This window comes from Nonomuraea sp. NPDC049655 (genome assembly GCF_044465465.1).
Classification (GTDB): Bacteria; Actinomycetota; Actinomycetes; order Streptosporangiales; family Streptosporangiaceae; genus Nonomuraea.
The window spans coordinates 415,047-441,265 of the sequence record NZ_JBITLS010000001.1; the positions used below are offsets into that span (position 1 = coordinate 415,047).

Genomic DNA, 26,219 nt, shown 5'->3' on the forward strand with positions numbered 1-26,219 from the left:
ATGGCGGCGATGAAGGCGAGCGCGCGACCCGCCGCCGCGGCGGCCCGCCCGGGGCGGCACGGCCGCCGCCGGGGCCGGGGCGGGTTCGGCGCCACCACGCCAGGAGAGCTGGTCCTGCGGTACGCGCTGCTGCTGCTCGTCCTGGCGATCACGATCCTGCCGTTCCTGTGGCAGTTGTCCACCTCGCTGAAGGGCCCGTTCGAGGACGTCTTCGCGCAGACCCCGAGCTTCGTCCCGCGCCAGCCGACGCTGGCGAACTACGCGCGCGTCGCGGACACCATCCCCGTGTGGACGTACGCGCTCAACTCGGTGATCGTGGCGGTCATCGTGGTGGGCGGCAACGCGGTCGGCGCGACGCTGGCCGGGTTCGCGCTGGCCCGGCTGGAGTTCCGGGGCGCCAAGCTGCTCCTGGTGCTGTTCCTGTCCACGCTCGTGCTGCCGGGCGAGGTGACGATCGTCTCCCAGTACGTCACCGTCCGCGGCATGGGCCTGGCCGACACGCTGCTGGGCGTGGCCCTGCCCGGCGCGATCGGCATGCTGAACGTGCTGCTGATGCGCACCGCCTTCCAGGCCATCCCCAAGGAGATGGACGAGGCTGCGGTCATCGACGGGGCGACCCCCTGGCAGCGGCTCGTCCGGCTCGGGCTGCCGAACGTGCGCGGCATGCTGAGCGTGATCACGATCTTCGCGTTCATCGGCGCCTGGGACGACTTCCTGTGGCCGCTCATCGTGCTCAACGACCCGAAGAACTTCACGCTGACCGTCGGACTGCAGTACCTCAACGGCACGTTCAGCGCCAACCCCCGTCTCATCGCCGCTGGGACAATGATCTCCTTCCTGCCCATCGTGCTCCTGTTCGCCTCGCTGCAGCGCTTCTTCTTCCGCGGCGTCGCCGAGGGCGCGATCAAGGGCTGAGCCGGTTCCGAGAACGAGGAGTCTCTCTCCATGCATGACGACCGCACACTGGTCGAAGCCCGTCTCAAGCGCGTGCTGGACGAACGTCTGCGCCCGGCCGTCCACCCCGAGTCCGTGCCGATGGACGTGCGCGTCTGGACCGCGCCGGGCGAGCCCGTCCCCGTCGCCGAAGGGCTCGCGGCCCCGACCGAGCCGATCGCGGTCGGCGCGGCGTGGGGCGCGCCGTGGGCGACGAGCTGGTTCACGGTGACCGGCACCGTCCCGGACGCCTGGACGGGCCGGACCGTCGAGGCGGTGCTCGACCTCGGCTTCGACGAGAACATGCCGGGCTTCCAGTGCGAGGGCCTGGTCTACCTGCCCGACGGCACGCCCGTGAAGGGGCTCAACCCGCGTAACCAGTGGGTGCGCGTCGGCGCGCCGGCGACCGGCGGCGAGCGGGTCGAGCTGCGGATCGAGGCGGCCTCGAACCCGGTCGTGCTCGACTACAAGCCGTTCGTGCCCACCCTGCTCGGCGACAAGGAGACGGCGGGCAGCGAGCCGCAGTACCGGCTGGCGCGCATGGACCTGGCCGTGTTCGACGAGACGGTGTGGAACCTGATCCTCGACCTGGAGGTGGTGGGGGAGCTGATGCACGAGCTGCCCGCCGACAGCGGCCGCCGCGCGGAGCTGACCCGGGCCGTCGACCGCGCCCTGGACGCGATCGACCTCCAGGACGTCAACGCCACCGCCGAGGCGGCCCGCGCCGAGCTGGCCGGCGTGCTGTCCGCGCCCGCCGTGCCCTCGGCGCACCGGATCAGCGCGGTCGGGCACGCCCACATCGACTCGGCCTGGCTGTGGCCGCTGCGCGAGACCGTCCGCAAGGTCGCCCGTACGGCCTCCAACATGACGGCGCTGCTGGCCGACGAGCCGGAGTTCGTGTTCGCGATGTCGCAGGCCCAGCAGTGGGCGTGGATCAAGGAGCACCGGCCCGAGGTGTGGGCCAAGGTGACCAAGGCCGTGGCGGCCGGGCGGTTCGTCCCGACCGGCGGCATGTGGGTGGAGTCCGACACGAACATGCCCGGCTCCGAGGCCATGGCCCGCCAGTTCGTGCACGGCAAGCGGTTCTTCATCGACGAGTTCGGCGTCGACAACGAGGAGGTGTGGCTGCCGGACACGTTCGGGTTCGCGGCCGGGCTGCCGCAGATCATCAAGGCGGCGGGCTCGAAGCGGCTGCTCACCCAGAAGATCTCGTGGAGCCGGACGAACACGTTCCCGCACCACACGTTCCTGTGGGAGGGCATCGACGGGTCGCGGGTGTTCACGCACTTCCCGCCGGTCGACACCTACAACTGCTCGATGAACGGCCGGGAGATCGCGCACGCGGCCCGCAACTTCAAGGACAAGGGCGTCGCCCGGCACTCGCTGGCCCCCACCGGCTGGGGCGACGGCGGCGGCGGCACCACCCGCGAGATGGTGGCCAAGGCCGCCCGGCTGCGCGACCTGGAGGGCTCGGCCACCGTCACCTGGGAGACCCCCGCCGGCTTCTTCGCCAAGGCCGAGGCCGAGTACCCCGACCCGCCGGTCTGGGTGGGCGAGCTCTACCTGGAGCTGCACCGGGCCACGCTGACCAGCCAGGCCAAGACCAAGCAGGGCAACCGGCGCAGCGAGTCGCTGCTGCGCGAGGCCGAGCTGTGGGCCGCCACGGCCGCCGTGCGGACCGGCGCGCCCTACCCGTACGAGCAGCTGGACCGCATCTGGAAGACGGTGCTGCTGCACCAGTTCCACGACATCCTGCCCGGCTCGTCGATCGCCTGGGTGCACCGCGAGGCCAGGGCCACCTACGCGGCGCTGGCCGAGGAGCTGACCGGCCTGATCGACGACGCCCAGCGGGCCCTGGCCGGAGACGGCCCCCACGAGCTGGTCTTCAACGCGGCCCCGCACGCCCGCGACGGCGTCCCGGCCGGCGGCGCGGCCCCGGCCGCACCGGGGACCCCGACGGCCGTGGAACCCCGCGAGGACGGCGGCTTCGTGCTGGACAACGGCCTGCTCCGGGTCGAGGTGGACGGGCGCGGCCTGATCGTCTCCGCCTACGACCTGCGGGCCCGGCGCGAGACCCTGCCCCCCGGCCAGGCCGCCAACCTGCTCCAGCTGCACCAGGACTTCCCCAACATGTGGGACGCCTGGGACGTGGACGAGTTCTACCGCAACACGGTCACCGACCTCACCGCGGCCGACGAGGTGACGGCCGGCGAGCGGCCCGGCTCGGTCCGCGTCACCCGCTCGTTCGGCGGCTCGTCCGTCACGCAGGTGATCTCGCTGGACGGGCGGCGGGTCGACATCGCCACCGACGTCGACTGGCACGAGACGGAGAAGTTCCTCAAACTGGCCTTCCCCCTCGACGTGCGCGCCGAGCGCTACGCCGCCGAGAGCCAGTACGGCCACGCCTACCGCGCCACCCACACCAACACGAGCTGGGAGGCGGCCAAGTTCGAGGCGTGCAACCACAAGTTCGTGCACCTGGAGGAGCCCGGCTGGGGCGTGGCCGTGGTCAACGACTCCACCTACGGCCACGACGTGACCCGGACCGTGCGCGAGGACGGCGGCACCACCACGACCCTGCGGGTGTCGCTGCTGCGCGCCCCCCGCTTCCCCGACCCCGAGACCGACCAGGGCAGGCACACCTTCCGGCACGCGCTGCTGCCCGGCGCGACGATCGGCGACGCGGTGCGCGAGGGCTGGTTCCTCAACCTGCCCGAGCGGGTCCTGTCCGGCGCAGCCGAGGTGGCGCCGCTGGTCACGGTGGACGACGACGCGGTCGTGATCACCGCGGTCAAGCTGGCCGACGACGGCAGCGGCGACGTCGTGGTGCGCTTCCACGAGTCGCGCGGCGGCCGGGCGGCGGCCACGCTCACGGCCGGCTTCCCCGTCACCTCGGTGACCGTGACCGACCTGCTGGAGCGCCCGCTGGCCGAGCCCGAGCGGCCCGGCCGGTCGATCCCGGTGACGTTGCGGCCGTTCGAGCTGGTCACCCTGCGGCTCGGCCGCTGACCGCACGTTCCCGGTGAGGGGCGCCCGTCCGGGCGCCCCTCACCTGCGTTCACGGCGGAGTCGTCAGGGGGTGTAGACGGCCGAGCTCCCGTACAGCTTGTTGGTGAACGCCGAGATGTAGGAGGCGGTGTTCGCCGAGGTGAGGTTGTAGGTGAGGAAGACGCCGTACCCCTCGGTGACCGTACGGCGGGCGAGGGAGGCGGCGGTGGACGAGCTGGTGCCGGTGAAGGACACGGCGGCCGGCGACAGGCGGGACCTGGAGGTCGGGCCGTTCGGCACGGACCAGGTGCCGTACCAGGGGTTCCAGGCGTAGTCGAAGGTGTTGTTGATGCTGACGCCGTTGTAGGACAGGCGGTCGGCGGCCGGGCCGATGTCGTACAGCGTGATGAGCTTGTTCGGCAGCTTCTGGCGCAGGGCCTGGACCAGGTAGACGAAGGAGAAGGCGTTCGGCTGGCCGGTGCCGTTCCTGCCGTACTCGACGTACTCGTCGTCGAAGTCGATGCCGTCGAGCCCGTACGTCGTCACCACGTCGGCCAGCTCCTGGGCGAACGCGTCGGCGGCCTGCTGGGAGGGGAAGTTCGCGAAGCCGGCGCCCTGGTGGTTGCCGAGGATGGACAGCAGGACCTTGATGCCCCTCTGCTGCAGCGGGCGGACCTCGGTCGCCACGTTGTCGAGCACCCGCTGCACGTTCTCGTTGCAGTGGAGGTAGGCCTTCGTGCCGTCGTAGTTGATGTTGGCGGCGAAGATGACCGCGATGTCGAACACCTGCGCACCGCCTCGGGCGAGCGTGTACTTCGCGACGTTCGTCATGCTCTCGCTGTTGACCTCGATGTAGACCACCGAGAGCGGGCCGGTCTTGCCGGCCGCGCGGCGCTCGGCGTGTGCCGCGGTGGGTAACGCGGCACCCACGGTGGTCGCGGCCAGCGCTGCCAGCAGGGTCCTTCTGCGCATGAGCGGTGAACTCACGATCGGCTCCTCAGGGCATGGGGGGATGATTTGCTATATCGGTTAAGTCCAGTCCACTCGTCTTCGTGAGGCTGCGTGGGGGCTGGAGATAAATCGGTATAGCGCCTCGATCATCGGCAGCCCGGGGCCCGCTGTCAAGGTGTCGCCGGCGCGGAAAAGACGCCGCGGGCGCCGGAGATCTCTCCGGTGGTAATGTTCCGTATATCCAAATATTTAGATGTATGGAGCAGTGATGACAAAGGTGCTGATTGTCGGTGCCGGCGCCCTGGGGCAGGTCTTCGGGGCGTGGCTGGCCGCGGGCGGGGCCCGGGTCAGCTATCTCGTGCGGCCGGGCCGGGAGGGCTGGGAAGGGGCTTCGCTGTACCGGCTCAGGCGGGGGCGGGCGCCGGTCGCCGAGCGCGTCACGCCGTACGAGGTGCGCAGCGAGCCGCCCCGCGAACGGTGGGACATGGTGTGGCTCTGCGTGGACTCGCCGGCCCTGCGCGGCGACTGGACGGGCGCGCTGCGCGCGGCGACCGGTGAGGCGACGGTGGTCACCATCGGCCAGGATCCGGGCGATCTGCGCACCCTCGCCGGCGTCTGGCCGCGGGAGCAGATCGTCCAGGTGACGCCGACGCTGCTGGCCTACCAGGCGCCGCTGGAGCGCGAGGTCCCCGCGCCGGGGGTGGCGTACTGGGTGCCGCCCGGCACGGCGACGGGCGTCACCGGAGCGCGCGCCCCGCAGGTCGTCGCCGCGCTGCGGGCCGGCGGCGTGCGGGCCAGGCGGGTGACCCGGGCCGGCGCGGGGGAGCTCACCGCCGCCCGGATGATCCCCTACATCGCCGCGCTGGAGTCCGCCGGCTGGCGGCTGCCCGCGTCGGGCCCGCGGTTGCGGGGCGCCGCCGCGGCCGTCCGGGAGGCCGTCGCGGTGGTCTGCGCCCAGCACGGGCTGCGCGCTCCCGTCCCCGTTCCGTCCTGGGCCGTGGGGCTGGCGTTGCGCGTGCTGCCCCGGCTGCTCCCCTTCGACCTGCGCCGCTACCTGGAGACGCACTTCACGAAGGTGAGCGCGCAGACACGCCTGATGCTGGACGGCTGGATCGCCGAAGGGTCCGCCAGGGCGCTGCCGGTCGGCCGCCTGTCCGCCGTGCGCGACTCGTTGCCCGCATGAGCGGCTCGATCGAGGCCCGGGACGTCCTCGCGCTGTTCGCGCGGACCCGGCCACTGTTCACCGCCCTGGGGGACGAGCGCAGGCAGGAGATCGTCGTCCACCTGCTGGAGTCCGCGGAGGCCCGCAGCGTCGGCGACATCGCCGCGCACCTGGAGCTGTCCCAGCCCGCCACCTCCCACCACCTCAAGATCCTGCGCGACGCGGATCTGCTGACGGTACGGCGCAAGGGCACCCTGCGCCTGTACGACCTCAACGCCGACGCCTATCCGGAGCTCCTGACGCCCCTGCGCGACCTCATCACGATGATCATCTCGTGCGCCTCCGGCCTCGGCGAACAGCCGGGCGGCCACTAGAGATCGACGACCGCCCGCGCGCCTTCCCGTCCCGGTCTGTCACATCGGGGCCGGCTGTCCCGTCCTCGCAGTGCTGTCCATCCAGCTGAGGAGATCTCCGTGACACACCCCCACGGGCGACGGGCGAAGGAGCAGAGGCGATGAAGGTGGTGCTGGCCGGGGCGACCGGCGCGATCGGGGTTCCGCTGCTGTCGGCGCTGGCCGCGTCGGGGCACGACGTGGTCGCCGTCGTCCGCGATCCCGCCAAGCGCCGGCTCGTCACCGAACGCGGCGCGGACGCCGTCGTCGCCGACGTGCTCGACCGCGACGCGCTGCTGCGCGCGCTCGACGGGCAGGCCGCCGACGTCGTCATGCACCAGGCCACGGCGCTGCGCGGCGCCTCGCGCAGGCTGCGCCCCGACGACCCCACCCTCGCCCTGCGCGACCGGGGGACCGCGCACCTGCTCGACGCCGCGCGGGCCGTCGGCGCGCGCCGGTTCGTCACCCAGTCGCTGATCACCGGGTACGGCTACCGCGACCACGGCGACCGCGTGCTGACCGAGGACGACGAGTTCGGCGTGCACGTCGGCACCGTCGCCGACCTGGTTACCGACTCCAGCCTGGCGACCGAGAGCCAGGTGTTCGCCGCCGAAGGAATCGAGGGCGTCGCCCTGCGCTACGGCATGTTCTACGGCAGGAACGCCTTCAGCGACCTGTTCGCCGACCTGATGCGCAAACGGGCGCCGGTGCTGCCCCGCGGCCGGACGGGCACCACGTCCTTCGTCCACGTGGACGACGCCGCGGCGGCCGCGGTCGCGGCCATGGAACGCGGCGGCGCGGGCCAGGCGTACAACATCGTGGACGACCGGCCGATGAGCTGGCGCGACTTCCTGACCGCGGTCGCCCGCGCGCACGGCACACCGCGTCCCGTCGTGATTCCGAGATGGCTGGTCCGGCTGGCCGTGCCGTACCTCGGCTGCCTGCTGATGGACACCACGATGCGGGTCTCGCACGTTAAGGCCACCCGCGACCTGGGCTGGACCCCGGTGCACCCGAGCGTTCCCGACGGACTGAAGGACATGAGATGACGAACGGTTACAGCAGTCCGGCCAGGATCTTCGTCCAGGTGGCCGTGGCGGTCGGTGCGCTGACGATGCTGGGCTTCGGCGTGTGGATGCGCCTCGACCCGGCCGGTTTCGCGGTCTTCGCCCGCTTCCCCAATCACGTGCACTTCCTGCACGACGCCGGGGTCTTCCAGATCGGCATCGGGCTGATGATGCTGAGCGCGCTGGTGTGGCGCGACGTGCTGACGGTCGTGCTGGTCGGGTTCCTCGTCGCCAACACGCTGCACGTGGTGAACCACGCGGCCGACCTGGACCTCGGCGGCAACCCGGACAACTGGTGGCAGCTCGCCCTCCTCTCCCTGCTGACGCTGGCCGGCCTCGTGGTGCACCGCAGGCAACTCGGCCGCCGGTCACGGGCGCAGGGGTAGGTCAAGGGCGGCGCGGCTCGGCGTCCGTGCCCGGGTCGCCCTGGGGGGCCGGACGGTCGGCCTGATCGGCGGCTGCCGGGCGTCCGATCCGGACGGTGAACACCCCTTCTCCCCTTGGGCCTGGCGGTTCGACCTGGGCGGGTCGCTGTTCTGGTTCGACCCCGATCTGCTGGCGGGAACAGTGGCATGGGGCGAGGGCGGGCACAAGGGCCCCCGGCCGTTCGGCGACGCCTTCGTCGCCGACCTGCGGGCCGTGTCCGCGGCCGACGAAGCGGACGAAGCCGGCGAGGTGTTGGTGCACGGCGCACAGCTGGGGCCGCTCCTGGGCCGCCACGGCGTCGATCTGACCGGCGAGGAGTGCGAGAGACTGAACGGCTGGCTGACCGTGCTGCTGCGCGTCGCCACCGACGGCACCCTCACCGACGCGATGCGGGCCGCCACGTTCACCGAACGTGGCCCCGGCCACCTGTGTGTCCGTCTCCGACATGCGGCACGCCGCTCCGCCGTCGAGCCCTGGGAGGCGCGGCTGGGCGCGGTCGCGCATCCCGCGCTCCGCGACCATCTGCGCATGCTCTGTCTCGCCGAGGACGACGCGCGCAGCGAGGGCGGCTTCTACGGCGGCGACGGCCCCTGGCCGTGGACCGGCGTCCTGGAGGCGGTCGGCTGCTCGCTGGTCGCGGGCTGGGGGTTCGGCGAGTCCCAGGCCGGCACCGCCGTCGTGCGCCTGCCGGACCAGCCGGAAGCACGCTGACGACCCAAGCAAGTCATATCACCTGACTCGCATAAAAATGACAACTAGGCATTGCTGATATCTCAACCCACTCGTACTGTGATCCCAGTCGCTCCGTTGAACGAAGGAGATCCAGTGCCCCCCCGTCACGATCCTCGACCGGCCGGCTGGCGAGTCGGCGCCGACATCGGCGGCACCTTCACCGACGTCATCGCGCTGGGGCCGGACGGCCAGGTCGTCCCCATGAAGGTGTTGTCCACCCCGCCCGACTACGGCGCCGGCGTGGTGGCGGCGACCACCGGCGTGCTCTCCCTGGCCGGTGCCCGGCCCGAGGCCGTGGTCGCGATGCTGCACGGCACGACCGTCGCCACCAACGCGATCCTGTCGATGAACGGCGTCCGCACCGCGGTGGTCACCACCCGCGGCTTCCGCGACGTGCTGGAGATCGGGCGGCTGCGCCGGCCGGTGCTCTACGACCTGTCATGGTCCAAGCCCGAACCCCTCGCCCGGCGACGCGACCGGCACGAACTCGACCAGCGGATCAGCGCCGACGGCCGGCTCGGCCCACCGGCGAGCGAGGACGAGATCCGCGCGCTGGCCGGACGCCTGCGCGCGGACGGCATCGAAGCGGTGGCCGTGTGCCTGATCAACTCCTACGTCCGCCCTGACGAGGAACGGCGGGTCGCCGCACTGCTGCAAGCAGAACTGCCCGGCGTGTACGTCACGGCGTCGGTCGACGTCTCCCCGCAGCCCCACGAGTTCGAGCGCATGAGCACCGCCACGGTCAACGCCTACGTCGGCCCCACCGTGCACGGTTACCTCACCCGGCTGGAAGCGGGGCTGCGCTCGGCGAAGGTGCGCGCGCCCCTGCTCGTCATGCAGTCCAGCGGCGGACTGCTCGACGCGGCCTCCGTCGCCCGGCGGCCGGTGCAGATCATCGAGTCCGGTCCGGCGGCCGGCGTCACCGCCGTGCAGAAGCTCGCCCAGCTGATCGGCCTGTCCACGGTGGTCGCGTTCGACATGGGCGGGACCACGGCGAAGGCGTCCCTGATCGAGCACGGTGAACCGTTCGTCTCGGCCGACTACGAGGTCGGCGGCGGCATGAACGGCGCCCGCGGGCTCAGCTCCGGCGCCGGGTACCCGGTGCGGGCGCCGTCGATCGACATCGCCGAGGTCGGATCCGGCGGCGGCAGCATCATCTCCGTCGACGCGGCGGGCGCCCTGCACGTGGGGCCCGTCAGCGCCGGCTCGCGTCCCGGCCCTGCCTGCTACGGCCAGGGCGGCGAGCTGCCGACCCTGACCGACGCCAACGTGACGCTCGGCTACCTCAGCCCCGACGCGCTGGCCGGCGGCCGGGTGGCGATCCACCCGGAGCTGGCCGTGAAGGCGTTGTCACCGGTGGCCGAGCAGCTCGGCGACGACGTGGCGGGCGCCGCGCGCGGCGCGTACCAGGTGGCGGTGTCGAGCATGACGACCGCGGTCAAGGCGGTGACCAGCGAACGAGGGCGTGACCCGCGGGAGGCCACCATGGTCGCCTTCGGCGGCGCGGGCCCTCTCTACGCCGCCGCGCTGGCCCGCGAACTCGGGATCTCGACCGTGATCGTGCCCGTGCATCCGGGACTGTTCAGCAGCCTGGGCCTGCTCGTGGCCGACACCGAACGCCAGGAGCTCACCCCGTACCGGGCCGGCTTCGCCGACGTGGGCGCGCTCGCCGCGGAGTTCGCGCGGCTGTCCGCCCACGTACGCGACCAGCTCGGCGCCGACGCCGTCGTGGACCGGCTCCTGGACATGCGCTACCGCGGCCAGCGGTTCGAACTGCGGATCCGGGTGCCCGACGGCGACCTCACCGAGGACCTGCTCGCCGAGACGCGGTCCCGCTTCCACGCCGAGCACCGGCGCACCTACGGCCGGGCCGGCACGGACGAGCTGGTGGAGCTGGTCAACCTCCGGGTGCGCGGCCGGCTCCCCACCCAGGTGTCCATCGCGGACGTGCTGAGCCTGCCCCTCGCCCCCGGCGGCGAGCCCGCCGTCCGCGAATGCCGGTTCGACCGGACCGTGCCCACGCCCGTCGTGGGCCGGTCGGATCTCGGCCCGGAACCGGTCGAGGGGCCGATGGTCATCGAGGACATGGACGCCACCACCCTCGTCCCGCCCGGCGCCCGGGTGCACCGCGACCGGCTCAACAACATCGTCATCACCTGGAGCGCCTCATGATCCGCGACGCCGTGACCTTCGAGGTCTTCCGCAACGCCGTCACCGGGATCGCCGACGAGATGGCGATCACGATCCTGCGCACGGCTCACTCGCAGCTCGTGGCGTCCAGCATGGACTTCTCCGCCGCCCTGTGCGACGCGCGGGGCCGGGTGATCGCCCAGGCCAACACCCTGCCGGTGCACCTCGGGTCCATCCCGGACGCGATGGAGGCGATCCTCGACGAGTTCGGCGACCGGATCCGTCCGGGAGACGTCTACCTGCTCAACGACCCGTCCCTGGGCGGCATGCACCTGCCCGACATCTTCGCGGTCGCCCCGGTGTTCGCCGGAGAGGACCTCCTGGGCTTCGCGGTCACGGTCGTCAACCACACCGACGTCGGCGGGTGGGCCGCCGGTTCGATGGCCGTGCAGTCGACCAGCATCTTCGCCGAAGGGGTGCAGATCCCGCCGTCGTGCCTGGTCGAGGCCGGCACGGTGAACGAGACGTTCCTGCGGCTGATCCTGCGCAACGTCCGCGAGCCCGAGCTGCTGCGCGGCGACCTCGAATCCCAGCTCGCGGCCTGCCACACCGGAGCCGAGGGGCTGCGCGCCCTCGCGGCGCGGCACGGCGTCCACGGGCTCGCCGCCCTCGTCGACGAGCTGCTCGACTACTCCGAGACCCTGCTGCGCGCCGCGCTCGCCGAGGCCGTCCCGGGCGCCTACGAGTTCCTCGACCACATCGACGACGACGGTCTGGGGTCCGGGCCGATCCCGATCCGCGTCAAGGTCACGCTGTCCGGGTCGGGGATCGAGCTCGACTTCACCGGCTCCTCGCCGCAGGTGGACTCCGCGCTCAACGCGACGGCCTCCTTCACCCGCTCGGCCGCCTACGCCGCCCTGCAGGGCGTGCTCGCCTCCGACATCCCGGCCAACAGCGGCTTCTACCGGCCGTTCAGTTTCGTCATCCCGGAAGCCTCCATCCTCAACGGCCGGCGGCCGGCCGCGCGCGGCGCCCGCGGGCTCGTCGGCTTCCGGATCATCGACGCCGTGCTCGGGGCGCTCGCCCCGGTGTTCCCCGCACGGGTGCCGGCCGCCGGGGAAGGCGGACCCGACGGGATCGCGATCGGCCTCGTCGGGCCGGACGGGGAGTCCATGGTGTTGTGGGACCCGCTGGCGGGCGCGTGGGGCGCGCGTCCCGACCGCGACGGCGTGGACGGGATCAGCTCTCTGGGCGCGAACCTGACCAACACGCCGGTCGAGGAGCTGGAACGCTCCGGTCACCTCCGCATCGACGGTTACGGCTACCTCCCCGACAGCGGCGGAGCGGGCCGCTGGCGTGGCGGCCTGGCGACCTTCCGCGACATGACGCTGCTGGCGGCCGAGGCCAAGGTGCAGATCAGGTCCGACCGGCGCACGTTCCTGCCGTACGGACTGGCCGGCGGCGCGCCGGGAACCCCCTCGCTCAACATGCTCGACCCCGGCGGTCCCGGTGAACGGGTGCTGGAGTCCAAACCGCACTTCGAGATGACCGCGGGGACCCGCCACCGGCACGTGACCGCCGGCGGCGGCGGGCACGGCGTCCCCTTCGAACGCGTCCCCGAACTGGTCCTCGAAGACGTCCTCGACGGCAAGGTGACCCACGAGGGAGCCGAACGGGACTACGGCGTCGTGATCACCGCGGACGGCGTGATCGACCGGGACGCCACCGCCAGGCTGCGAGGCCAGGCGCGCTGAAGCCGCCGCACACCCCCCACACCGATTGGAACCCCCCATGAGTTCACCCGTCGCGACTCCATCCAGCACCGTCTCACCGCGCACCTGGCGCAAGGTGGGCGTCCGGATCATGCCGCTGGTCGGCCTCGCCTACGTGGCGAGTTACATCGACCGCGCCAACGTCGGTTACATCGCCGCGCCCATGTCCCGTGACCTGGGCCTCGGCAGCGGCCAGATCGGCCTGGCCGCCGGACTGTTCTTCATCGGCTACGTCCTGTTCGAAGTGCCGAGCAACATGATGCTGAGCCGGTTCGGCGCGCGGAAGTGGATCGCCCGCATCATGATCACGTGGGGGCTGGTCACGGCGGCGACCGCGGCCGTGAACTCCCCGGCCACACTGTTCGCCGCGCGGCTCCTCCTCGGGTTCGCCGAAGCCGGTCTGGCCGCCGGGATCCTGCTCTACCTGACGTTCTGGTTCCCGCGCCGCCAGCGGTCCTGGGCGCTGTCGACCTTCATCGTGATGATCCCGCTGTCCTCGATCATCGGCTCTCCGCTGGCCGCCGCGCTGCTGGAGTGGGGCCAGAGCCTGTTCGGCATCGCGGGCTGGCGGGCGCTGTTCCTCGTCGAGGGCATCCTGACGGTCGTCGTCAGCGTCCTGATCTTCGTCTTCCTGCCGAACCGCCCGGCCGACGCGCGCTGGCTCGACGACGAGGAGAAGGCCGCCATCGAGAACGTCCTGGCCGCCGAAGCCGCCGAACAGCGCGCCCGCGGGGCGCTCACCGGGCTGCGCCAGGCGCTGACCAGCGGCCGGGTGTGGGCGATGGCCGTGACGTGGTTCGCGATCGCGTTCGGGCTCTATCCGCTGCAGTTCTTCCTGCCCACGATGATCAGGTCCATCACGCAGAGCGTCGGTGACTCCGCCGACGTCAGCAGCGTGCTGCTGTCCGCGATCCCCTACGTGGTGGCCGCGGTCGCCCTGCTGACCTGGGCTCGCCTGGCCGCGCGCTGGACGGCGGTCACGGCCACGGCCGTCCCGATGGCGCTCGGCGCGGCGGGGCTGCTGCTGGCGACCTTCACCAGCAGCGGCACGCTGTTCGTGCTCGCCGTCTGCCTGAGCGTCGCCGGGATCATCACCGCGATGCCGCAGTTCTGGCGGATCCCGGCGATCGGCCTGACCGAGGCGGCGGCCGCCTCCGGCATCGCTCTGATCAACTCCGTCAGCAACGTCAGCGGATTCATCGGTCCCTACTTCACCGGGACGATCGCGTCCGCGACCGGCAGCTTCACGTACGCGCTGCTGGCCATCGCGATCATCATGGCAGCCGGGCTGGCCGTCCTGCTCACCGCGGGACGCCGGATGGAGCGGCTGGACGGGAGCCTGTCATGACCGCCGCCGACCGGCAGGGAGGCAGGGCGTGAACGCCGCGCTGCTGCACCGGCTCCGGGCCGAGCTCGACGAACGCCGGGCGGCCACCGGGCTGCGCCGCGACCTCGTGGTCTCGGGCGCCCAGGGGCCGGCGCTCGGCGTGGGAGGGGAATGGCTGGTGAACTTCGCCTCCAACGACTACCTCGGGCTGGCCGGCGATCCGGAGGTCCTCGACGCGGCCCGGCGGGCGCTGCGCGAGACGGGGCTCGGGGTGGCGGCGGGCCGGGTGCTCTGCGGCACCCGGGCCGTCCACGGCGAGCTGGAGGCGTGCATCGCCGAGCTGGTCGGCGCCGAGGACGCCGTGCTCCACAACTCCTGCTTCGACGCGAACCTCGGCCTCTTCGACGCCCTGCTCGGCCCGCAGGACGTCGTCCTCAGCGACGCGCTCAACCACGCCAGCCTGATCGACGGCATCCGCCTCACGAGGGCCCGGCGGCGCGTCTTCGCCCATGCCGACCTCGACGAGCTCGAACGCCACCTCACCGAGTTCGCCGGCGCGCGCCACCGCCTCATCGTCACCGACGGCGTCTTCAGCATGGACGGCGACGTCGCCGCGCTGCCCCGGCTCTGCGAACTGGCCGAACGCCACGACGCGGTGCTCGTGGTCGACGACTCGCACGCCACGGGGGTGCTGGGCGCGACCGGCGGGGGCACCGCCGAGCACTTCGGACTGAAGGGACGCGTCGACGTGCTGACGGGGACGCTCGGCAAGGCACTGGGCGGCGCAGCCGGCGGCTTCGTCGCGGGCGACCGCGCGCTGGTCGAGACGCTGCGCCAGGTCTCGCGGCCCTACATCTTCACCAACGCCATGGCCCCCGTGCTGGCCGGGGCGGCGCTGGCGGCGATCCGCATCGCACGACGGCGTCCCGATCTGCGGGAACGCCTGGCCGCCAACACCGCCTGGCTCCGCCGGGCGTTGCGCGACCTCGGCTACGAGGTGCCGCCGGGGGAGCATCCGATCATCCCCGTGATGCTGCGCGGCGGCACGCTGGCCCGCGACGTGGCGGCGGCGCTGCGCCGCGAGGGCGTGCTCGCCTTCGCGCTCTCCCATCCGGTCGTCCCGGCCGGCGAGGAGCGGATCAGGGTGCAGGTCTCGGCCGCGCACACCGCCGGCCAGCTCGAACGGGCGGCGGCCGCCTTCGGCCGGGCGCGTGCCGTCCTGGCCGGCTCATGAGCACCGCCGAGGGGCTGCGGGCGCCGACCAGCGCCGACGGCCGCGAGCTGGCGGGCCGGGTCGCGATCGTGACCGGCGGGGCCCGCGGCATGGGCCTGGCCGCGGCACACGCGCTGGCCCGCCGCGGCGCGACCGTCGCGGTGTTCGACCTGGCCGCGCCCGGCCCGGGAGAGCTGGCGGCGACGCTGGCCGTGCCGGCGGACCGCGTCCGGTCGCTCGCGGTGGACGTCACGGACGGCGACCAGGTCGAGCGGGCGTTCACCGCCCTGCTGGCGGAGCGGTCGCGGCTCGACATCCTGGTCAACGCCGCGGGCGTCGCACCGCCGACCCCGTTCGAGGAGATCACCCGGGCCGAGTGGAACCAGGTGCTGGCGGTCAACGTGCTCGGGACGGTCCTGTGCTGCCAGCAGGCACTTCCCGTGATGCGCGCCCGGAGCTGGGGCCGCATCGTCAACTTCTCCTCCACCGCCGGCAAGACCATCAGCACCGCGGGCGGCGCCCACTACACGACGGCGAAGCACGGCGTCCTCGGGCTCACCCGGCACCTGGCGAAGGACTACGGGCCCGACGGGATCACGGTGAACGCCGTCTGCCCGGGACTCATCGACACCCCGATGGCCCGCGCGCTGCTGCCCGGAGAGGCGCTCGAACGCGCCACCCGGTCGTTCCCGGTGCCCCGCGTCGGGCAGCCCTGGGAGGTCGCCGAGCTCGTCGCCTTCCTCGCCTCGGACCGCGCGGCGTACATCACCGGGGCGGCCATCGACATCAACGGCGGCGACCTGATCGTCTGACGCGGCGCCGCCGAACACCCGCAACCAGCACCCCACGAGAAGGTGAGCTTTCTGTGAGCACAGGGACAGTCAGGATGATCCGGCACCGGATCGACGGCCGCGAGACCGCCGGCCGGTCGAGCCGCACCGCCCCGGTATGGGACCCCGCGACCGGCGCGCATCAGGCCGACGTGCTGCTGGCCGAGCCCGCCGACGTCGACGCCGCGGTACGGGCCGCGCGTGCCGCGCTGCCGGGCTGGGCCGACACCTCGGTCATGCGGCGCTCGCGCTTGATGTTCGCCTTCCGCGAGCTGGTCGACAAGCACCTCGACGACCTCGCGCGGCTGGTCTCCGCCGAGCACGGCAAGGTCCTCGACGACGCCAGAGGCGAGCTCGTCCGCGGCCTGGAGGTGATCGACTTCGCCTGCGGGATCCCGCACCTGCTCAAGGGCGAGTACTCCGACCAGGTCTCGACCGACGTCGACCTGTTCTCGTTCCGGCAGCCGCTCGGCGTCTGCGCCGGGATCACGCCGTTCAACTTTCCCGCCATGGTCCCGCTGTGGATGCATCCGATCGCGATCGCGACCGGCAACACGTTCGTGCTCAAGCCCTCCGAGCGCGACCCGTCGGCGGCCAACCTCATCGCCGATCTCTACGCCGAAGCCGGTCTGCCCGACGGCGTCTTCAACGTCGTCCACGGCGACAAGGTCGCGGTCGACGCGATCCTCGACCATCCGGACATCGACGGCGTGTCGTTCGTCGGCTCGACGCCGGTCGCGCGGTACGTGTACGAGCGCGCGACCGCGGGGGGCAAGCGCGTCCAGGCGCTCGGCGGCGCCAAGAACCACGCCGTCGTGCTGCCCGACGCCGACCTCGACCACGCCGCCGAGCATCTGGTCGCGGCCGGGTACGGCTCGGCGGGCCAGCGCTGCATGGCGATCTCGGTCGCCGTCGCGGTCGGCGACGTGGCCGAGCCGCTCGTCGAGCTGATGCGCGAGAAGGCGCAGGCGATCAAGGTCGGACCGGGGCTGGAGGCCGGGTCCGAGATGGGGCCGGTCGTGTCGGCGGAGGCGCTGGAACGGATCAGAAGCTCCATAGACTCCGGCGTCGCCGCGGGCGCCGACCTCGTCGTCGACGGGCGCGAGCTCGACCTCGGGGGCGACGGCTTCTTCGTCGGGCCGACGCTGTTCGATCACGTCACGCCCGAGATGGACGTCTACCGCGACGAGATCTTCGGCCCGGTGCTCGTCGTCGTGCGGGTCGGCTCGCTCGAAGAGGCGATCGACCTGATCAACGGCAACAACCTGGCCAACGGCACGGCGATCTTCACCAGGGGCGGCCACGCTGCGCGCCTCTTCCAGCGCTCCGTGCAGGTCGGGATGATCGGCGTCAACGTGCCCATCCCGGTGCCCATGGCGTTCCACTCGTTCGGCGGCTGGAAGCAGTCGCTGTTCGGCGCGCACCACATGCACGGTCCGGAGGGCGTCGCGTTCTACACGCGCGCGAAGGCCGTCACCAGCCGGTGGCCGGCGGAGCGGGAGGAGGGCCCGCGCCACCGCGGCGACCTCTCCTTCCCGACGGCGGTCTGACCGGACGGCCCGGCCTCCGCCCGGCCTCGCGCCGTACCCCGGAGGCCCGGCCCCGCCCGGCGTGGCCCCCGCCCGGCGCGGGCTACGCCCGCGGGCGTGACCCGGGCAGCTCGATGTGCGCCCGGCTCACCGACGTGCTCTTCGCCAGCACCTGCAGCAGGTCGCGGCGCACGCGCTCGCACCGCGCGCGCATCGCGTCCCGGGCGGCGTCCGCGTCACGCGCGCGCAGCCCCTCGTAGACGGCCCCCAGCTCGCCGGGCGGGCTCGCGATGCCGGGATCGATCAACGCGGCCATGCGCAGAACCCGTTCCAGCTCGTCGAGCACGTCGACGATGGCCTTGCCGAGGCGAGGGTTGCCGCTGAAGTTGGCGATGATGCCCTCGAACTCGATGCCGGCCTGGAGCGACTCCTCCTGTTCCACTTCGCCCGCCGCGAGCGCGATGGGCACCTTGGACAGCGCTTCGAGCCGTTCGAGCGCCGGCGCCGTGACTCCGAGACGCGCCGCGGCGGCGGCCGCCTCGCCGGACAGCAGCGTCCGCAGGGCGCACAGGGCGTCGGTGTCCTGCAGCGTGATCGGGCTGACGACGTAGCCCGCGCGCGGAAGCGCGGTCACGAGCCCGTCGCGCCGCAACCGGGCCAGCGCCTCGCGCACCGGCGTCTTGCTGATCCGCCATTGCTCGGCGAGCGACGTCTCGGTGAAACTGCTGCCGGGCGGCAGCGTCAGATCGATGATCTGGCGCCTGATCGCCCGGTAGGCCTGGCTCGTGCGGTCGAGGCCGGTCTCGTCGGTGCCGACCAGCAGCAGCGCGGGGATGTGCGGCGTTCCGCTGACCACGCCATGGATGTCGGACATCGCGCCAGAATACCAACTCACAGCGTTGATACAGCAGCTCGGCCGCCGTGCATCGGGTAGAGATATTTATTCTTGTTGTTGATATCTCAATGTGCGATGCTTCGTTCCATGCAGCGAAACTCCTGGTCCCTTCCCGTCGCGAGCGACTTCCCGGCGCTGGGGGCGATGAGCACCCGCGCCCGCGCGGAGCGCGGCGCACGCGACGGTGTGCGGATGCTCCCGCTCGTCGGCGCCCCGATCCTGCCCATGCCCGAGCACGTACGGCGGGCGGTGGCGGGCGCGATGGACCTCCCCGACCCGCGCGACACCCGCGGCCTGCCGGAACTGCGCGCCGCGATCGCCGCCGAACTGGAGCGCGAGCACGGCCTGCGCGTCGATCCCGAGCGCCGCCTGCTGATGACCCACGGAGCGATGCAGGGGCTCTCCCTCGTGCTGCGCACGGTGCTCGCGCCGGGCGACGAGGTGATCGTGCCGACCCCCACCTACTTCTTCGACGGCGCCATCCGCGAGGCCGGCGCCACGCCCGTCGGCGTCCCGTCCCGCGAGAGCGACGGCTGGGCGCTCGACCTGGCCGGCCTGGAGGCCGCCGTCACCAGCCGCAGCCGTGCCGTGCTGCTGTGCAATCCGACCAATCCGACGGGTTATCTCCCCGACGCCGCGACCCTCGCGGCCGTGGTCGACCTCGCCGCCCGCCACGGGCTCCTCGTCATCTCCGACGACTCATGGCAGCACTTCACGTACGACGGCCACCGCTACCACCCGGTGGAGGCGTTCGCCGACCGCTGGCCGCACCTGGTCACCGTCACCAGCCTCAGCAAGTACTACGCGCTGGCGAGCTGGCGGCTCGGCTACGTCCTGGCGCCGCCACCCATCATCGACGCGCTCAACCGCCGCTTCGAGTGGGAGGCGGTGTGTTGCGGAGTGGTTCCGCAGCGGGCCGCGGTCGCCGCACTCACCGGCCCACGCGACTGGCTCGACCTGGCGCTGTCCACCTACCAGGCCAAGCGCGACCTCGTCTGCGACGGCCTCGCCGCGAGCGGCTTCCCCCAGCCCGTACGGCCTATGGGCGGCGCCTTCCTGCTCGCCGACTGCTCACGCCTCGGTGAGACCCCGGCCGCCATCGACCGCGCACTCCTGCGGAACGGCATCGCGACCGTGCGCGGCGCCGACATGCACGCTCCCGACACGCATGTCCGCATCACGTTCGGCTCCGACGAGGAAACGCTCGCCGAGCTGGTCCGCGGCCTCGGACAGGCCCGCCGAGCGTCCTGACGCGCCCGCCCGCCGGCACGGGCGGCGGGACGGTTCATGACTCCTGTCATGCGCAGCCGATGACAGCCGCGACTGACCGCGGAACCGCGTTTGGATCATGCTTACGCCATGAACATCCGGACGCTTGGAAAGAACGCCTCGGCCGTCGCCCTGACCGCCGGAATGGTGCTGGCGGCCAGCCCCGCCCAGGCCGCCCCCGCGCGGGAGACCGGGCTCGACCGGCAGGCGCTGCGGCAGTCGCTGGACGCCGTGCACAAGGCCGGCATGTACGGCATCTACTCGACCGTCCGCGACGGCGAGCGCAGCTGGCGGGGCGCCTCCGGCGTGGCCGACGTCGCCACGAAGCGCCCCGTGCGCCCCGGCATGGCGCACCGGGTCGGCAGCATCACCAAGACGTTCACCGCGGTGGCCCTGCTCCAGCAGGTGGCCCGCGGCGCCGTCGAACTGGACGCCCCCATCGCCCGCTATCTGCCCGACGTGGTGCCGGGCGAGCGCGGCCAGAAGATCACCGTGCGGATGTTGCTCAACCACACGAGCCACATCGCCGACCACGTGGGCCCGGCCTTCCCCTCGCTGCTCCAGGGCACGTTCGAGAGCCTCGACGACAACCGTTTCCGCACCTTCTCCCGCCGGGAGCTGGTCGAGCTGGGCCTGGCCGCCACGCCCACCGGCGAGCCGGGCGCCACGCCGGGGATCTACTCCAACACCAACTACCTGATCGCCGGCCTGCTCCTGGAGAAGGTGACGGGCGAGAACGCCGAGCAGTACATCACCCGCAACGTCATCCGCAAGGCGGGCCTGCGGCACACGTCCTTCCCGCGCACGCCGGTCATCCCCGGCCCGCACTCCAAGGCGTACGAGTCGATGTTCGGCTTCATCGACCCGCCCAAGGACTACAGCGTCTACAACATGTCGTGGATCACCACGGCGGGCGCCGTCGTGTCCACGATGGACGACCTCAACCAGTTCTACCGGGTGCTGCTGCGCGGCGGGCTGATCGGCCCGGCCGAGCTGGCCGAGATGCAGAAGACCGTGCCCGTGGCCGGCGTGTCGGGGGCCTACGGCCTCGGCATCTACGCCACCGACCTGCCGTGCGGACGGTTCTGGGGGCACAGCGGCGGCGTCTTCGGCATGGCCACCGACTCCTACACCAGCCCGGACGGCGCCCGCCAGCTCTCCATGGGCGTCAACCGCACGAAGTACCAGAGCCTGGACGAGAACGGCAACATCGTGATCAGCCCGATCGACTACGCCACCGTCGACTACCTGCTGCTGGGGCTCTGCGGTCAGAGCGCGGCGCGCACGACGGCGGCGCAGCCGCAGGTCGTCCCGTTCGCCGTGGACCGGCTGGTCTCCGTCAAGCGCTAGCGTCACACCGCTCAGCACGGCTCACGTCGATGCCGCCGGCTCACCCCGGCGGCATCGGCATGCCGGGGGAGTGAGGGCGTGTGGCCGCGCCGGAAATCGGCGTGAAGAAAATCCACCGAGCGGCGAACACTGGGAGACAGTCGCCTTCGGAAGGACGCCATGACGGCACCACCTGACGCCAACGATGTGATGGAAGACGTCACCGTGGTCGAGCGGTCGTTGGACGATCCCGAGCTCTTCGCCCTCCTGTACGACCGGTACTTCACCGAGCTCTACCGCTACCTGGCCGCCCGGCTCGGCGGCGAGCAGGCCGAGGATCTGGTCGCGGACGCCTTCCTGCTCGCCTTCCACGGCAGGCACGCCTTCGACCCGCGGCTGGGCACCGTGCGGTCGTGGCTGTTCGGCATCGCCACGAACGTCGTGGCCCGGCACCGCCGCAGGGAGGGCCGCCGCCTGAACGCGCTCAGCAAGGTGGCGGCCGAGGACACCGCCGACGGGCCCGAGGACCAGGTGACCTCGCGACTCGCGGCGCTGGCCAGCCGCCCGCGGCTCGTACGGGGGCTGAGGGGCCTGGCGAAGGGCGATCGCGACGTGGTGTTCCTGCTCGTGTTCGGCCGGCTGGGCTACGAGGAGATCGCCACGGCCCTGGACATCCCGGTGGGGACCGTCGGATCCCGGATCAACAGAGCGCGCAGGAAACTGCGCAAGGCCCTCGGCGACGTCAACCCGATCGGGGAGTGGTGATGGACGAGTTGCAACTGGTCGAGGCCGTGTTCGCGGAGCCCGAGCCGACGCCGGAGGCGGTGGCGAAGGGACGTGACCGCCTCCTCCGCCAGGCACGGGCGCCACGGCCGGAGCGCACGTGGCGCACCGCCCTGCCGATCCGGCGCGTCGCCCTGGCCGGCGCCATGGCGGTGCTGCTCACCGGCGGCATCATCGTCGGCCAGGTGGGCCTGGGCGGCTCCGGCCCGCACACCCCCGGGCATCTGCTGGCCGCCCCTCCGGCCGACGCCAAGGCGCTGCTCACCCTGGCCGCGCGGGCCGCCGCGGACCGTCCCGACCCGGAGCCCGCCCGCGGCCAGTACGTCCACACCAGGACGCTGGCCCAGCAAAGCCTGCACACCAAGGACAAGTCGGGCGCGACGCAGTACACCAAGGTGATGGTCAACGAGGAGCGCTGGGAGGCCGCCGACGTGGGCATGCCCTGGCTGAGCCGCACACAGGCCCTGTCAGCCACGGGACCGGCGCCCCGGAGTTTCTGGGACCACGGCGTCGAGGACGTCCTCTCGGAGTCGCCGGGCTGCCCCGGCCGGCCGCCCTACGCTCGGCTGGCCACCTGGCCGACGGACCCCGCCCAGGTGCGCGCGAAGATCGTGGCCGACACGGGCGAGCAGCCGCTGCGCGTCTGGCGCGCACTTCAGGCCCTGGTCCGCGAGTCCGTGGTGCGCCCCAGCCTGGGCGCCGCGCTGTACCAGGTCGCGGCCGGGCTGGACGGCATCATGCTCATCGGCGACGCCGTGGACGCCGCCGGCCGCACCGGCCTGGCCGCCGCCATGGACGAGGGCGACGGCACCCGGTCCGAGCTGATCTTCGATCGGGAGACCTACCGCTACCTGGGCGAGCGCACGGTGAACACCAGGGACCACAAGGTGAAGGTGTCCTCCGGAGCCGAGTACACCGCGAAGAAGGGCACCGCGACGGGCACCGCCCTGCTCGCCGTCGACCTCGCTTCCGGCCTGCCCGAGGTGTCGCCGAAGGCGTCCCGCATGAAGATCCCCTGCTGAGACCTCTTCCCGTCTGAATCCGGCCTTCCGGCCTTCCGGCCGGAGGTTCTGTTCCGCATGCCTTCCGATGGATCCGGCATGCAGTCAAAAGGAGAATATTGATGTTCATCGTCAAGGCGATCGCGGTCACCCTGCTCGCCGGCTCGTTCGGCAGTCCCGCTTCGCCGCCGTCCGGGGACACCGCGTACGACACGCAGACGAAGCTGGAGGCCAAGCGCGTCGCCTGCATGACGGAGCGGGGGCTGGACTACCTGGCCGCGCCGGAGCCGCGGCACGAGTGGCAGCCCGGGGAGCGGGAGCGGCTCGCGGGCGACCTGGACGCGCTGCGGGCGTACCGGGCCAAGTACGGCTTCGGCGTCTGGTCCCCGAACGTCTATCCGAAGGACAAGGTCGTCAACCCCGTCGGGCACGAGAACCCGAACAACAAGATGCTGATGTCGCTCTCGGCCGGCCAGTTGAAGAAGTGGCGCGCCGCCGACGACTCCTGCTTCTCCCAGGCGGTCAAGGAGGTGCTGGGCAAGACCGTCACCTCCCAGGACGACTACTACGACCAGCTCGAAGCGGCGACACAGAAGTCGTTGAGCGTGCTCGACCAGGACAAGGAGCTCGTCCGGCTGGGCAGCCAGTTCGCCGCGTGCCTGGGCGTCGAACCGGCCGAGCCGACCGCGCTGGACGGGCTGAGCCGCTCGAAGATCGTGCGGCAGGCGTCGGACGTCGCCAGGAAGGCATGGAAGGGCGAGCTGCCCAAGGCGCCCAAGGGCAGGACCATCACCTTCCGCCCGAACCTGAAGCCCGCGCAGGCCCGGCCGTACCTGGACAAGGAGATCAAGGCGGCGCTCAAGGACCTGGAATGCGGCAAGGACTTCTACCCGGCTTACTCTCCCGAGGCCATGGAGATCAGGTCGCGGGTCGACCAGGAGTTCGGCCGCTAGGCGCGGCCCGGGGACGCCGTCGCCGCCGACCGGGAACGGTCGCGTCAGCGGCGGCGTCAGTGCGGTGACGGCCCCGTGTCAGGGCTCTTCGCGAGGGTTGACCCATCGACGCCGGACCGGACGGATCCGGCGGATCGACCACCGCGACAAGGAGACACGATCATGGCAATCGGCGGGAACGGCTTCTCCGGGCAGGGGCTGCGCAGGCTGCGCGAGGTGCTGGCCCGACACGTCGACTCGGGGCGGATCCCGGGCCTGGTCGCCCTGGTGAGCCGCGGCGAGGAGACGCACGTCGAGGCGATCGGCACGATGCGGCACGACGGCGGCGCACCCATGCGCCGCGACACCGTCTTCCGGATGGCCTCCACGTCCAAGCCCGTCTCGATCGCGGCGGCCATGGTGCTGGTGGACGAGTGCCGGCTGCGGCTGGACGACGTGGTCGACCCGTGGCTGCCCGAGCTGGCCGACCGGCGCGTGCTCACCAGCCCCGGCGCGCCGCTGGACGACACCGTCCCGGCCCACCGGCCGATCACCGTGCGGGACGTGCTGACCTCCACCTTCGGGCTCGGCATGGACTTCACCGCGCTGGGCAAGCCGATCATGAACGCGATCTTCGAGCGGGGCCTCACCCCGAACCTGCCGGTCGAGATGCCCGAGCCGGACGAGTGGATGCGCCGCCTGGGCGAGCTGCCGCTGATGTACCAGCCGGGCGAGCAGTGGCAGTACCAGATCAGCAGCGACCTGGTCGGCGTGCTCGTCTCCCGGGTCACCGGCCGGCCGTTCGAGGAGTTCCTGCGCGAGCGCGTCTTCGAACCGCTCGGCATGACCGACACCGGCTTCCACGTGCCCGCCGACCAGATCGACCGGCTGCCCGCCCTGTACGCCCCCGACCCGGTCACCGGCGAGTTCGTCGTCTGGGACGAGCCCGAGGGCGGACGGTGGAGCAAGCCGCCGGCGTTCCAGGGAGGCGGCGGCGGCCTGGTCTCCACGGCCGACGACTACCACGCCTACTTCCGGATGTTGCTCAACGGCGGCACCCACCAGGGCACCCGCGTCCTGTCCCGGCCCGCCGTCGAGCTGATGACCACCAACCGGCTCACTCCGCAGCAGAACGACGCCCGTACCGCCCTGGCCAGGAACAACGTGCACATCTCCTTCGGCCAGGGACAGCAGGGCGGCTGGGGCATGGGCATGGCGGTGCGCACCTACCGCGGTGACTACGCCCCGGTCGGCCAGTTCGGCTGGGACGGCGGCAGCGGCACCTCGGCCTACGCCGACCCGGTCAACGGGCTCACCGGCATCCTGCTCTGCCAGCTCGGCTACTCCGTCCCGAACCCGGCCCACCTGATGAACGACTTCTGGACCACCCTCTACCAGGCCCTCGACGACTGACACCGACCGGCGGTGGGCACGACCGGCCTGCCCGAGCTCATCGCCCGCACCCACGACGACTACGCCTACAACGCCCGGGCCAGCGCCGAGGTCGCCGGGGTCACGAAGGACTCGGTCTACCTGGTCAGCCTGCCCGCCGGGCACAACTTCCCGCTCGCCTGCCCGGGGATCCTGGGCGTCCTGCTCGCCGGGGGCCGGGTGGTCATGCTGCCCTCGCCCGAGCCGGCACGGGCCTTCGCCACGATCGAGGCGGAAGGCGTCACGCACACCGCGGTGGTGCCCGCGGTCGCCGGCCGCTGGCTGGAGCGGGCCGCCCAGCACGGCGCCGGGCAGCTCGCCACCCTGCGGGTCGTCCAGGTCGGCGGCGCCCGCCTCGCGGACGAGCTGGCGTGCCAGGTCGAGCCGGTGCTCGGGGCGAGGTTGCAGCAGGTGTTCGGCATGGCGGAGGGGCTGCTGCTCACCCGTGGGCCGTACACCCCTCGCGGGTACTACCGGGCGGCGGAGCACAACGCCCGCTCCTTCACCGGCGACGGCTGGTTCCGCACGGGTGACATCTGCCTGCGCACCCCCGAGGGCAACCTCGTGGTGGCCGGCCGCGACAAGGACATGATCAACCGGGGCGGGGAGAAGATCTCCGCCGAGGAGATCGAGAACCTCGTGTACCGGCTGCCCTCCGTCAGCCAGGTCGCCGCCGTGGCCATGCCGGACCCCGTGCTCGGGGAGCGCGTGTGCGTGTACGTCGTGCCCCGGGCCGGGGCGACGGTCACGCTGGAGGAGATCCGGGCGCGGATGGAGGGCGCGGAGGTCGCCCGCTTCAAGCTGCCCGAACGGCTCGTCGTCGTCGAGGAGCTCGCCTGGACCAAGGTCGGGAAGATCGACAAGAAGGCCCTCAGGACCGACATCGCCGACCGCCTCAAGGCCGAGCTCCCCGGGGGCTGACGAAGCCGGCCGCCGCTCCGGCGCGTACGGTCGGCGAGCGTCCCTGCTCGGTGCGTGCTCGTCCGTCGCGTAGCGCCATGTCAGGCCCGGCGCGGCGGCTCCGCGGACTTTTTGCGTGACCGAAATCCCGATAAATACGGGCTTGTGGTGGATTACGGCGCTCGGGAAGGATGCTGGGAGGTGGACGGTGATCCCGTCCGATCGCA

22 protein-coding genes are annotated in these 26,219 nt (G+C 72.2%); 20 read left to right on the forward strand and 2 right to left on the reverse strand.

Going from position 1 to position 26,219, the window contains the following annotated elements; all coding sequences use genetic code 11:
* Complete coding sequence (locus tag ACIBQ6_RS01935; RefSeq protein WP_358297839.1) at nt 1-915, forward strand: carbohydrate ABC transporter permease; 915 nt, start codon at nt 1-3, stop codon at nt 913-915.
* A gap of 30 nt (nt 916-945) precedes the next feature.
* On the forward strand, nt 946-3,942 hold the full coding sequence (locus ACIBQ6_RS01940; RefSeq protein ID WP_397209721.1) for an alpha-mannosidase: 2,997 nt from the start codon (nt 946-948) through the stop codon (nt 3,940-3,942).
* A 63-nt stretch (nt 3,943-4,005) separates the two neighbouring features.
* Here the strand turns inward: ACIBQ6_RS01940 and ACIBQ6_RS01945 are convergent, their stop codons facing one another.
* Nucleotides 4,006-4,908, reverse strand: a complete 903-nt coding sequence (locus ACIBQ6_RS01945; protein WP_358297833.1) for an endo-beta-N-acetylglucosaminidase H — start codon at nt 4,906-4,908, stop codon at nt 4,006-4,008.
* Nucleotides 4,909-5,140: 232 nt separating this feature from the next.
* Between ACIBQ6_RS01945 and ACIBQ6_RS01950 the strand changes: the two genes are divergently transcribed.
* The 11 genes from ACIBQ6_RS01950 to ACIBQ6_RS02000 all read left to right on the forward strand — a co-directional run bounded on the left by ACIBQ6_RS01950 (nt 5,141) and on the right by ACIBQ6_RS02000 (nt 17,473).
* Nucleotides 5,141-6,055, forward strand: coding sequence for a ketopantoate reductase family protein (locus ACIBQ6_RS01950; protein ID WP_397209722.1), 915 nt, complete (start codon nt 5,141-5,143; stop codon nt 6,053-6,055).
* Nucleotides 6,052-6,408 carry an ArsR/SmtB family transcription factor gene (locus ACIBQ6_RS01955; RefSeq protein ID WP_397209723.1) on the forward strand — a complete coding sequence of 119 codons (357 nt, stop codon included), beginning with the start codon at nt 6,052-6,054 and terminating at the stop codon, nt 6,406-6,408. The genes ACIBQ6_RS01950 and ACIBQ6_RS01955 overlap by 4 nt, the downstream gene beginning before the upstream one ends.
* Before the next feature lie 140 nt (nt 6,409-6,548).
* Nucleotides 6,549-7,475, forward strand: coding sequence for an NAD-dependent epimerase/dehydratase family protein (locus ACIBQ6_RS01960; protein WP_397209724.1), 927 nt, complete (start codon nt 6,549-6,551; stop codon nt 7,473-7,475).
* Complete coding sequence (locus tag ACIBQ6_RS01965) at nt 7,472-7,879, forward strand: hypothetical protein (RefSeq protein WP_397209725.1); 408 nt, start codon at nt 7,472-7,474, stop codon at nt 7,877-7,879. Before ACIBQ6_RS01960 ends, ACIBQ6_RS01965 begins: the two co-directional genes overlap by 4 nt.
* A gap of 181 nt (nt 7,880-8,060) precedes the next feature.
* On the forward strand, nt 8,061-8,630 hold the full coding sequence (locus tag ACIBQ6_RS01970; protein ID WP_397209726.1) for a hypothetical protein: 570 nt from the start codon (nt 8,061-8,063) through the stop codon (nt 8,628-8,630).
* 114 nt (nt 8,631-8,744) lie between these two features.
* Nucleotides 8,745-10,823, forward strand: a complete 2,079-nt coding sequence (locus ACIBQ6_RS01975; protein WP_397209727.1) for a hydantoinase/oxoprolinase family protein — start codon at nt 8,745-8,747, stop codon at nt 10,821-10,823.
* Entirely contained in the window at nt 10,820-12,535 is a 1,716-nt protein-coding gene (locus ACIBQ6_RS01980; RefSeq protein ID WP_397209728.1) for a hydantoinase B/oxoprolinase family protein, read from the forward strand. Before ACIBQ6_RS01975 ends, ACIBQ6_RS01980 begins: the two co-directional genes overlap by 4 nt.
* A gap of 37 nt (nt 12,536-12,572) precedes the next feature.
* Complete coding sequence (locus tag ACIBQ6_RS01985; RefSeq protein WP_397209729.1) at nt 12,573-13,901, forward strand: MFS transporter; 1,329 nt, start codon at nt 12,573-12,575, stop codon at nt 13,899-13,901.
* Between the two features lie 28 nt (nt 13,902-13,929).
* Nucleotides 13,930-15,114 (forward strand): glycine C-acetyltransferase, encoded by a 1,185-nt coding sequence (locus ACIBQ6_RS01990; protein ID WP_397209730.1) that lies wholly within the window; start codon nt 13,930-13,932, stop codon nt 15,112-15,114.
* A complete protein-coding gene (locus ACIBQ6_RS01995; protein WP_397209731.1) occupies nt 15,111-15,905 on the forward strand; it encodes an SDR family NAD(P)-dependent oxidoreductase in 795 nt (264 codons plus the stop codon). The genes ACIBQ6_RS01990 and ACIBQ6_RS01995 overlap by 4 nt, the downstream gene beginning before the upstream one ends.
* A gap of 74 nt (nt 15,906-15,979) precedes the next feature.
* On the forward strand, nt 15,980-17,473 hold the full coding sequence (locus ACIBQ6_RS02000) for a CoA-acylating methylmalonate-semialdehyde dehydrogenase (protein ID WP_397210360.1): 1,494 nt from the start codon (nt 15,980-15,982) through the stop codon (nt 17,471-17,473).
* Between the two features lie 82 nt (nt 17,474-17,555).
* On the opposite strand, the gene ACIBQ6_RS02005 is transcribed toward ACIBQ6_RS02000, so the two are convergent.
* Nucleotides 17,556-18,326, reverse strand: a complete 771-nt coding sequence (locus ACIBQ6_RS02005) for a GntR family transcriptional regulator (protein WP_358297803.1) — start codon at nt 18,324-18,326, stop codon at nt 17,556-17,558.
* 108 nt (nt 18,327-18,434) lie between these two features.
* Between ACIBQ6_RS02005 and ACIBQ6_RS02010 the strand changes: the two genes are divergently transcribed.
* The 7 genes from ACIBQ6_RS02010 (at nt 18,435) to ACIBQ6_RS02040 (ending at nt 26,013) form a co-directional block, all read left to right on the forward strand.
* Nucleotides 18,435-19,598 (forward strand): pyridoxal phosphate-dependent aminotransferase, encoded by a 1,164-nt coding sequence (locus ACIBQ6_RS02010; protein WP_397209732.1) that lies wholly within the window; start codon nt 18,435-18,437, stop codon nt 19,596-19,598.
* Between the two features lie 108 nt (nt 19,599-19,706).
* Nucleotides 19,707-20,966, forward strand: coding sequence for a serine hydrolase domain-containing protein (locus tag ACIBQ6_RS02015; RefSeq protein WP_397209733.1), 1,260 nt, complete (start codon nt 19,707-19,709; stop codon nt 20,964-20,966).
* Nucleotides 20,967-21,125: 159 nt separating this feature from the next.
* Entirely contained in the window at nt 21,126-21,710 is a 585-nt protein-coding gene (locus tag ACIBQ6_RS02020) for an RNA polymerase sigma factor (protein ID WP_364338429.1), read from the forward strand.
* Nucleotides 21,710-22,750: a CU044_5270 family protein gene (locus tag ACIBQ6_RS02025; RefSeq protein ID WP_397209734.1), complete on the forward strand. Its 1,041-nt coding sequence runs from the start codon at nt 21,710-21,712 to the stop codon at nt 22,748-22,750. Before ACIBQ6_RS02020 ends, ACIBQ6_RS02025 begins: the two co-directional genes overlap by 1 nt.
* 101 nt (nt 22,751-22,851) lie before the next feature.
* On the forward strand, nt 22,852-23,682 hold the full coding sequence (locus ACIBQ6_RS02030; protein ID WP_397209736.1) for a hypothetical protein: 831 nt from the start codon (nt 22,852-22,854) through the stop codon (nt 23,680-23,682).
* A 162-nt stretch (nt 23,683-23,844) separates the two neighbouring features.
* Nucleotides 23,845-25,074, forward strand: a complete 1,230-nt coding sequence (locus ACIBQ6_RS02035; RefSeq protein ID WP_397209737.1) for a serine hydrolase domain-containing protein — start codon at nt 23,845-23,847, stop codon at nt 25,072-25,074.
* Nucleotides 25,075-25,086: 12 nt separating this feature from the next.
* Nucleotides 25,087-26,013: an AMP-binding protein gene (locus ACIBQ6_RS02040; RefSeq protein WP_397209738.1), complete on the forward strand. Its 927-nt coding sequence runs from the start codon at nt 25,087-25,089 to the stop codon at nt 26,011-26,013.
* Nucleotides 26,014-26,219 lie beyond the last annotated feature (206 nt).

Excerpts from the sequence above, each read along its gene's own strand:
- ACIBQ6_RS02025 (WP_397209734.1), top strand. The coding sequence starts at position 21,710 with ATGGACGAGTTGCAACTGGTCGAGGCCGTGTTCGCGGAGCCCGAGCCG.
- ACIBQ6_RS01985 (WP_397209729.1), top strand. The coding sequence starts at position 12,573 with ATGAGTTCACCCGTCGCGACTCCATCCAGCACCGTCTCACCGCGCACC.
- ACIBQ6_RS02005 (WP_358297803.1), bottom strand. The coding sequence starts at position 18,326 with ATGTCCGACATCCATGGCGTGGTCAGCGGAACGCCGCACATCCCCGCG.
- ACIBQ6_RS01940 (WP_397209721.1), top strand. The coding sequence starts at position 946 with ATGCATGACGACCGCACACTGGTCGAAGCCCGTCTCAAGCGCGTGCTG.
- ACIBQ6_RS02010 (WP_397209732.1), top strand. The coding sequence starts at position 18,435 with ATGCAGCGAAACTCCTGGTCCCTTCCCGTCGCGAGCGACTTCCCGGCG.
- ACIBQ6_RS01960 (WP_397209724.1), top strand. The coding sequence starts at position 6,549 with ATGAAGGTGGTGCTGGCCGGGGCGACCGGCGCGATCGGGGTTCCGCTG.
- ACIBQ6_RS01950 (WP_397209722.1), top strand. The coding sequence starts at position 5,141 with ATGACAAAGGTGCTGATTGTCGGTGCCGGCGCCCTGGGGCAGGTCTTC.
- ACIBQ6_RS02000 (WP_397210360.1), top strand. The coding sequence starts at position 15,980 with ATGATCCGGCACCGGATCGACGGCCGCGAGACCGCCGGCCGGTCGAGC.
- ACIBQ6_RS02035 (WP_397209737.1), top strand. The coding sequence starts at position 23,845 with ATGGCAATCGGCGGGAACGGCTTCTCCGGGCAGGGGCTGCGCAGGCTG.
- ACIBQ6_RS01995 (WP_397209731.1), top strand. The coding sequence starts at position 15,111 with ATGAGCACCGCCGAGGGGCTGCGGGCGCCGACCAGCGCCGACGGCCGC.
- ACIBQ6_RS01955 (WP_397209723.1), top strand. The coding sequence starts at position 6,052 with ATGAGCGGCTCGATCGAGGCCCGGGACGTCCTCGCGCTGTTCGCGCGG.
- ACIBQ6_RS02030 (WP_397209736.1), top strand. The coding sequence starts at position 22,852 with ATGTTCATCGTCAAGGCGATCGCGGTCACCCTGCTCGCCGGCTCGTTC.
- ACIBQ6_RS02015 (WP_397209733.1), top strand. The coding sequence starts at position 19,707 with ATGAACATCCGGACGCTTGGAAAGAACGCCTCGGCCGTCGCCCTGACC.
- ACIBQ6_RS01935 (WP_358297839.1), top strand. The coding sequence starts at position 1 with ATGGCGGCGATGAAGGCGAGCGCGCGACCCGCCGCCGCGGCGGCCCGC.
- ACIBQ6_RS01965 (WP_397209725.1), top strand. The coding sequence starts at position 7,472 with ATGACGAACGGTTACAGCAGTCCGGCCAGGATCTTCGTCCAGGTGGCC.
- ACIBQ6_RS01980 (WP_397209728.1), top strand. The coding sequence starts at position 10,820 with ATGATCCGCGACGCCGTGACCTTCGAGGTCTTCCGCAACGCCGTCACC.
- ACIBQ6_RS02020 (WP_364338429.1), top strand. The coding sequence starts at position 21,126 with ATGACGGCACCACCTGACGCCAACGATGTGATGGAAGACGTCACCGTG.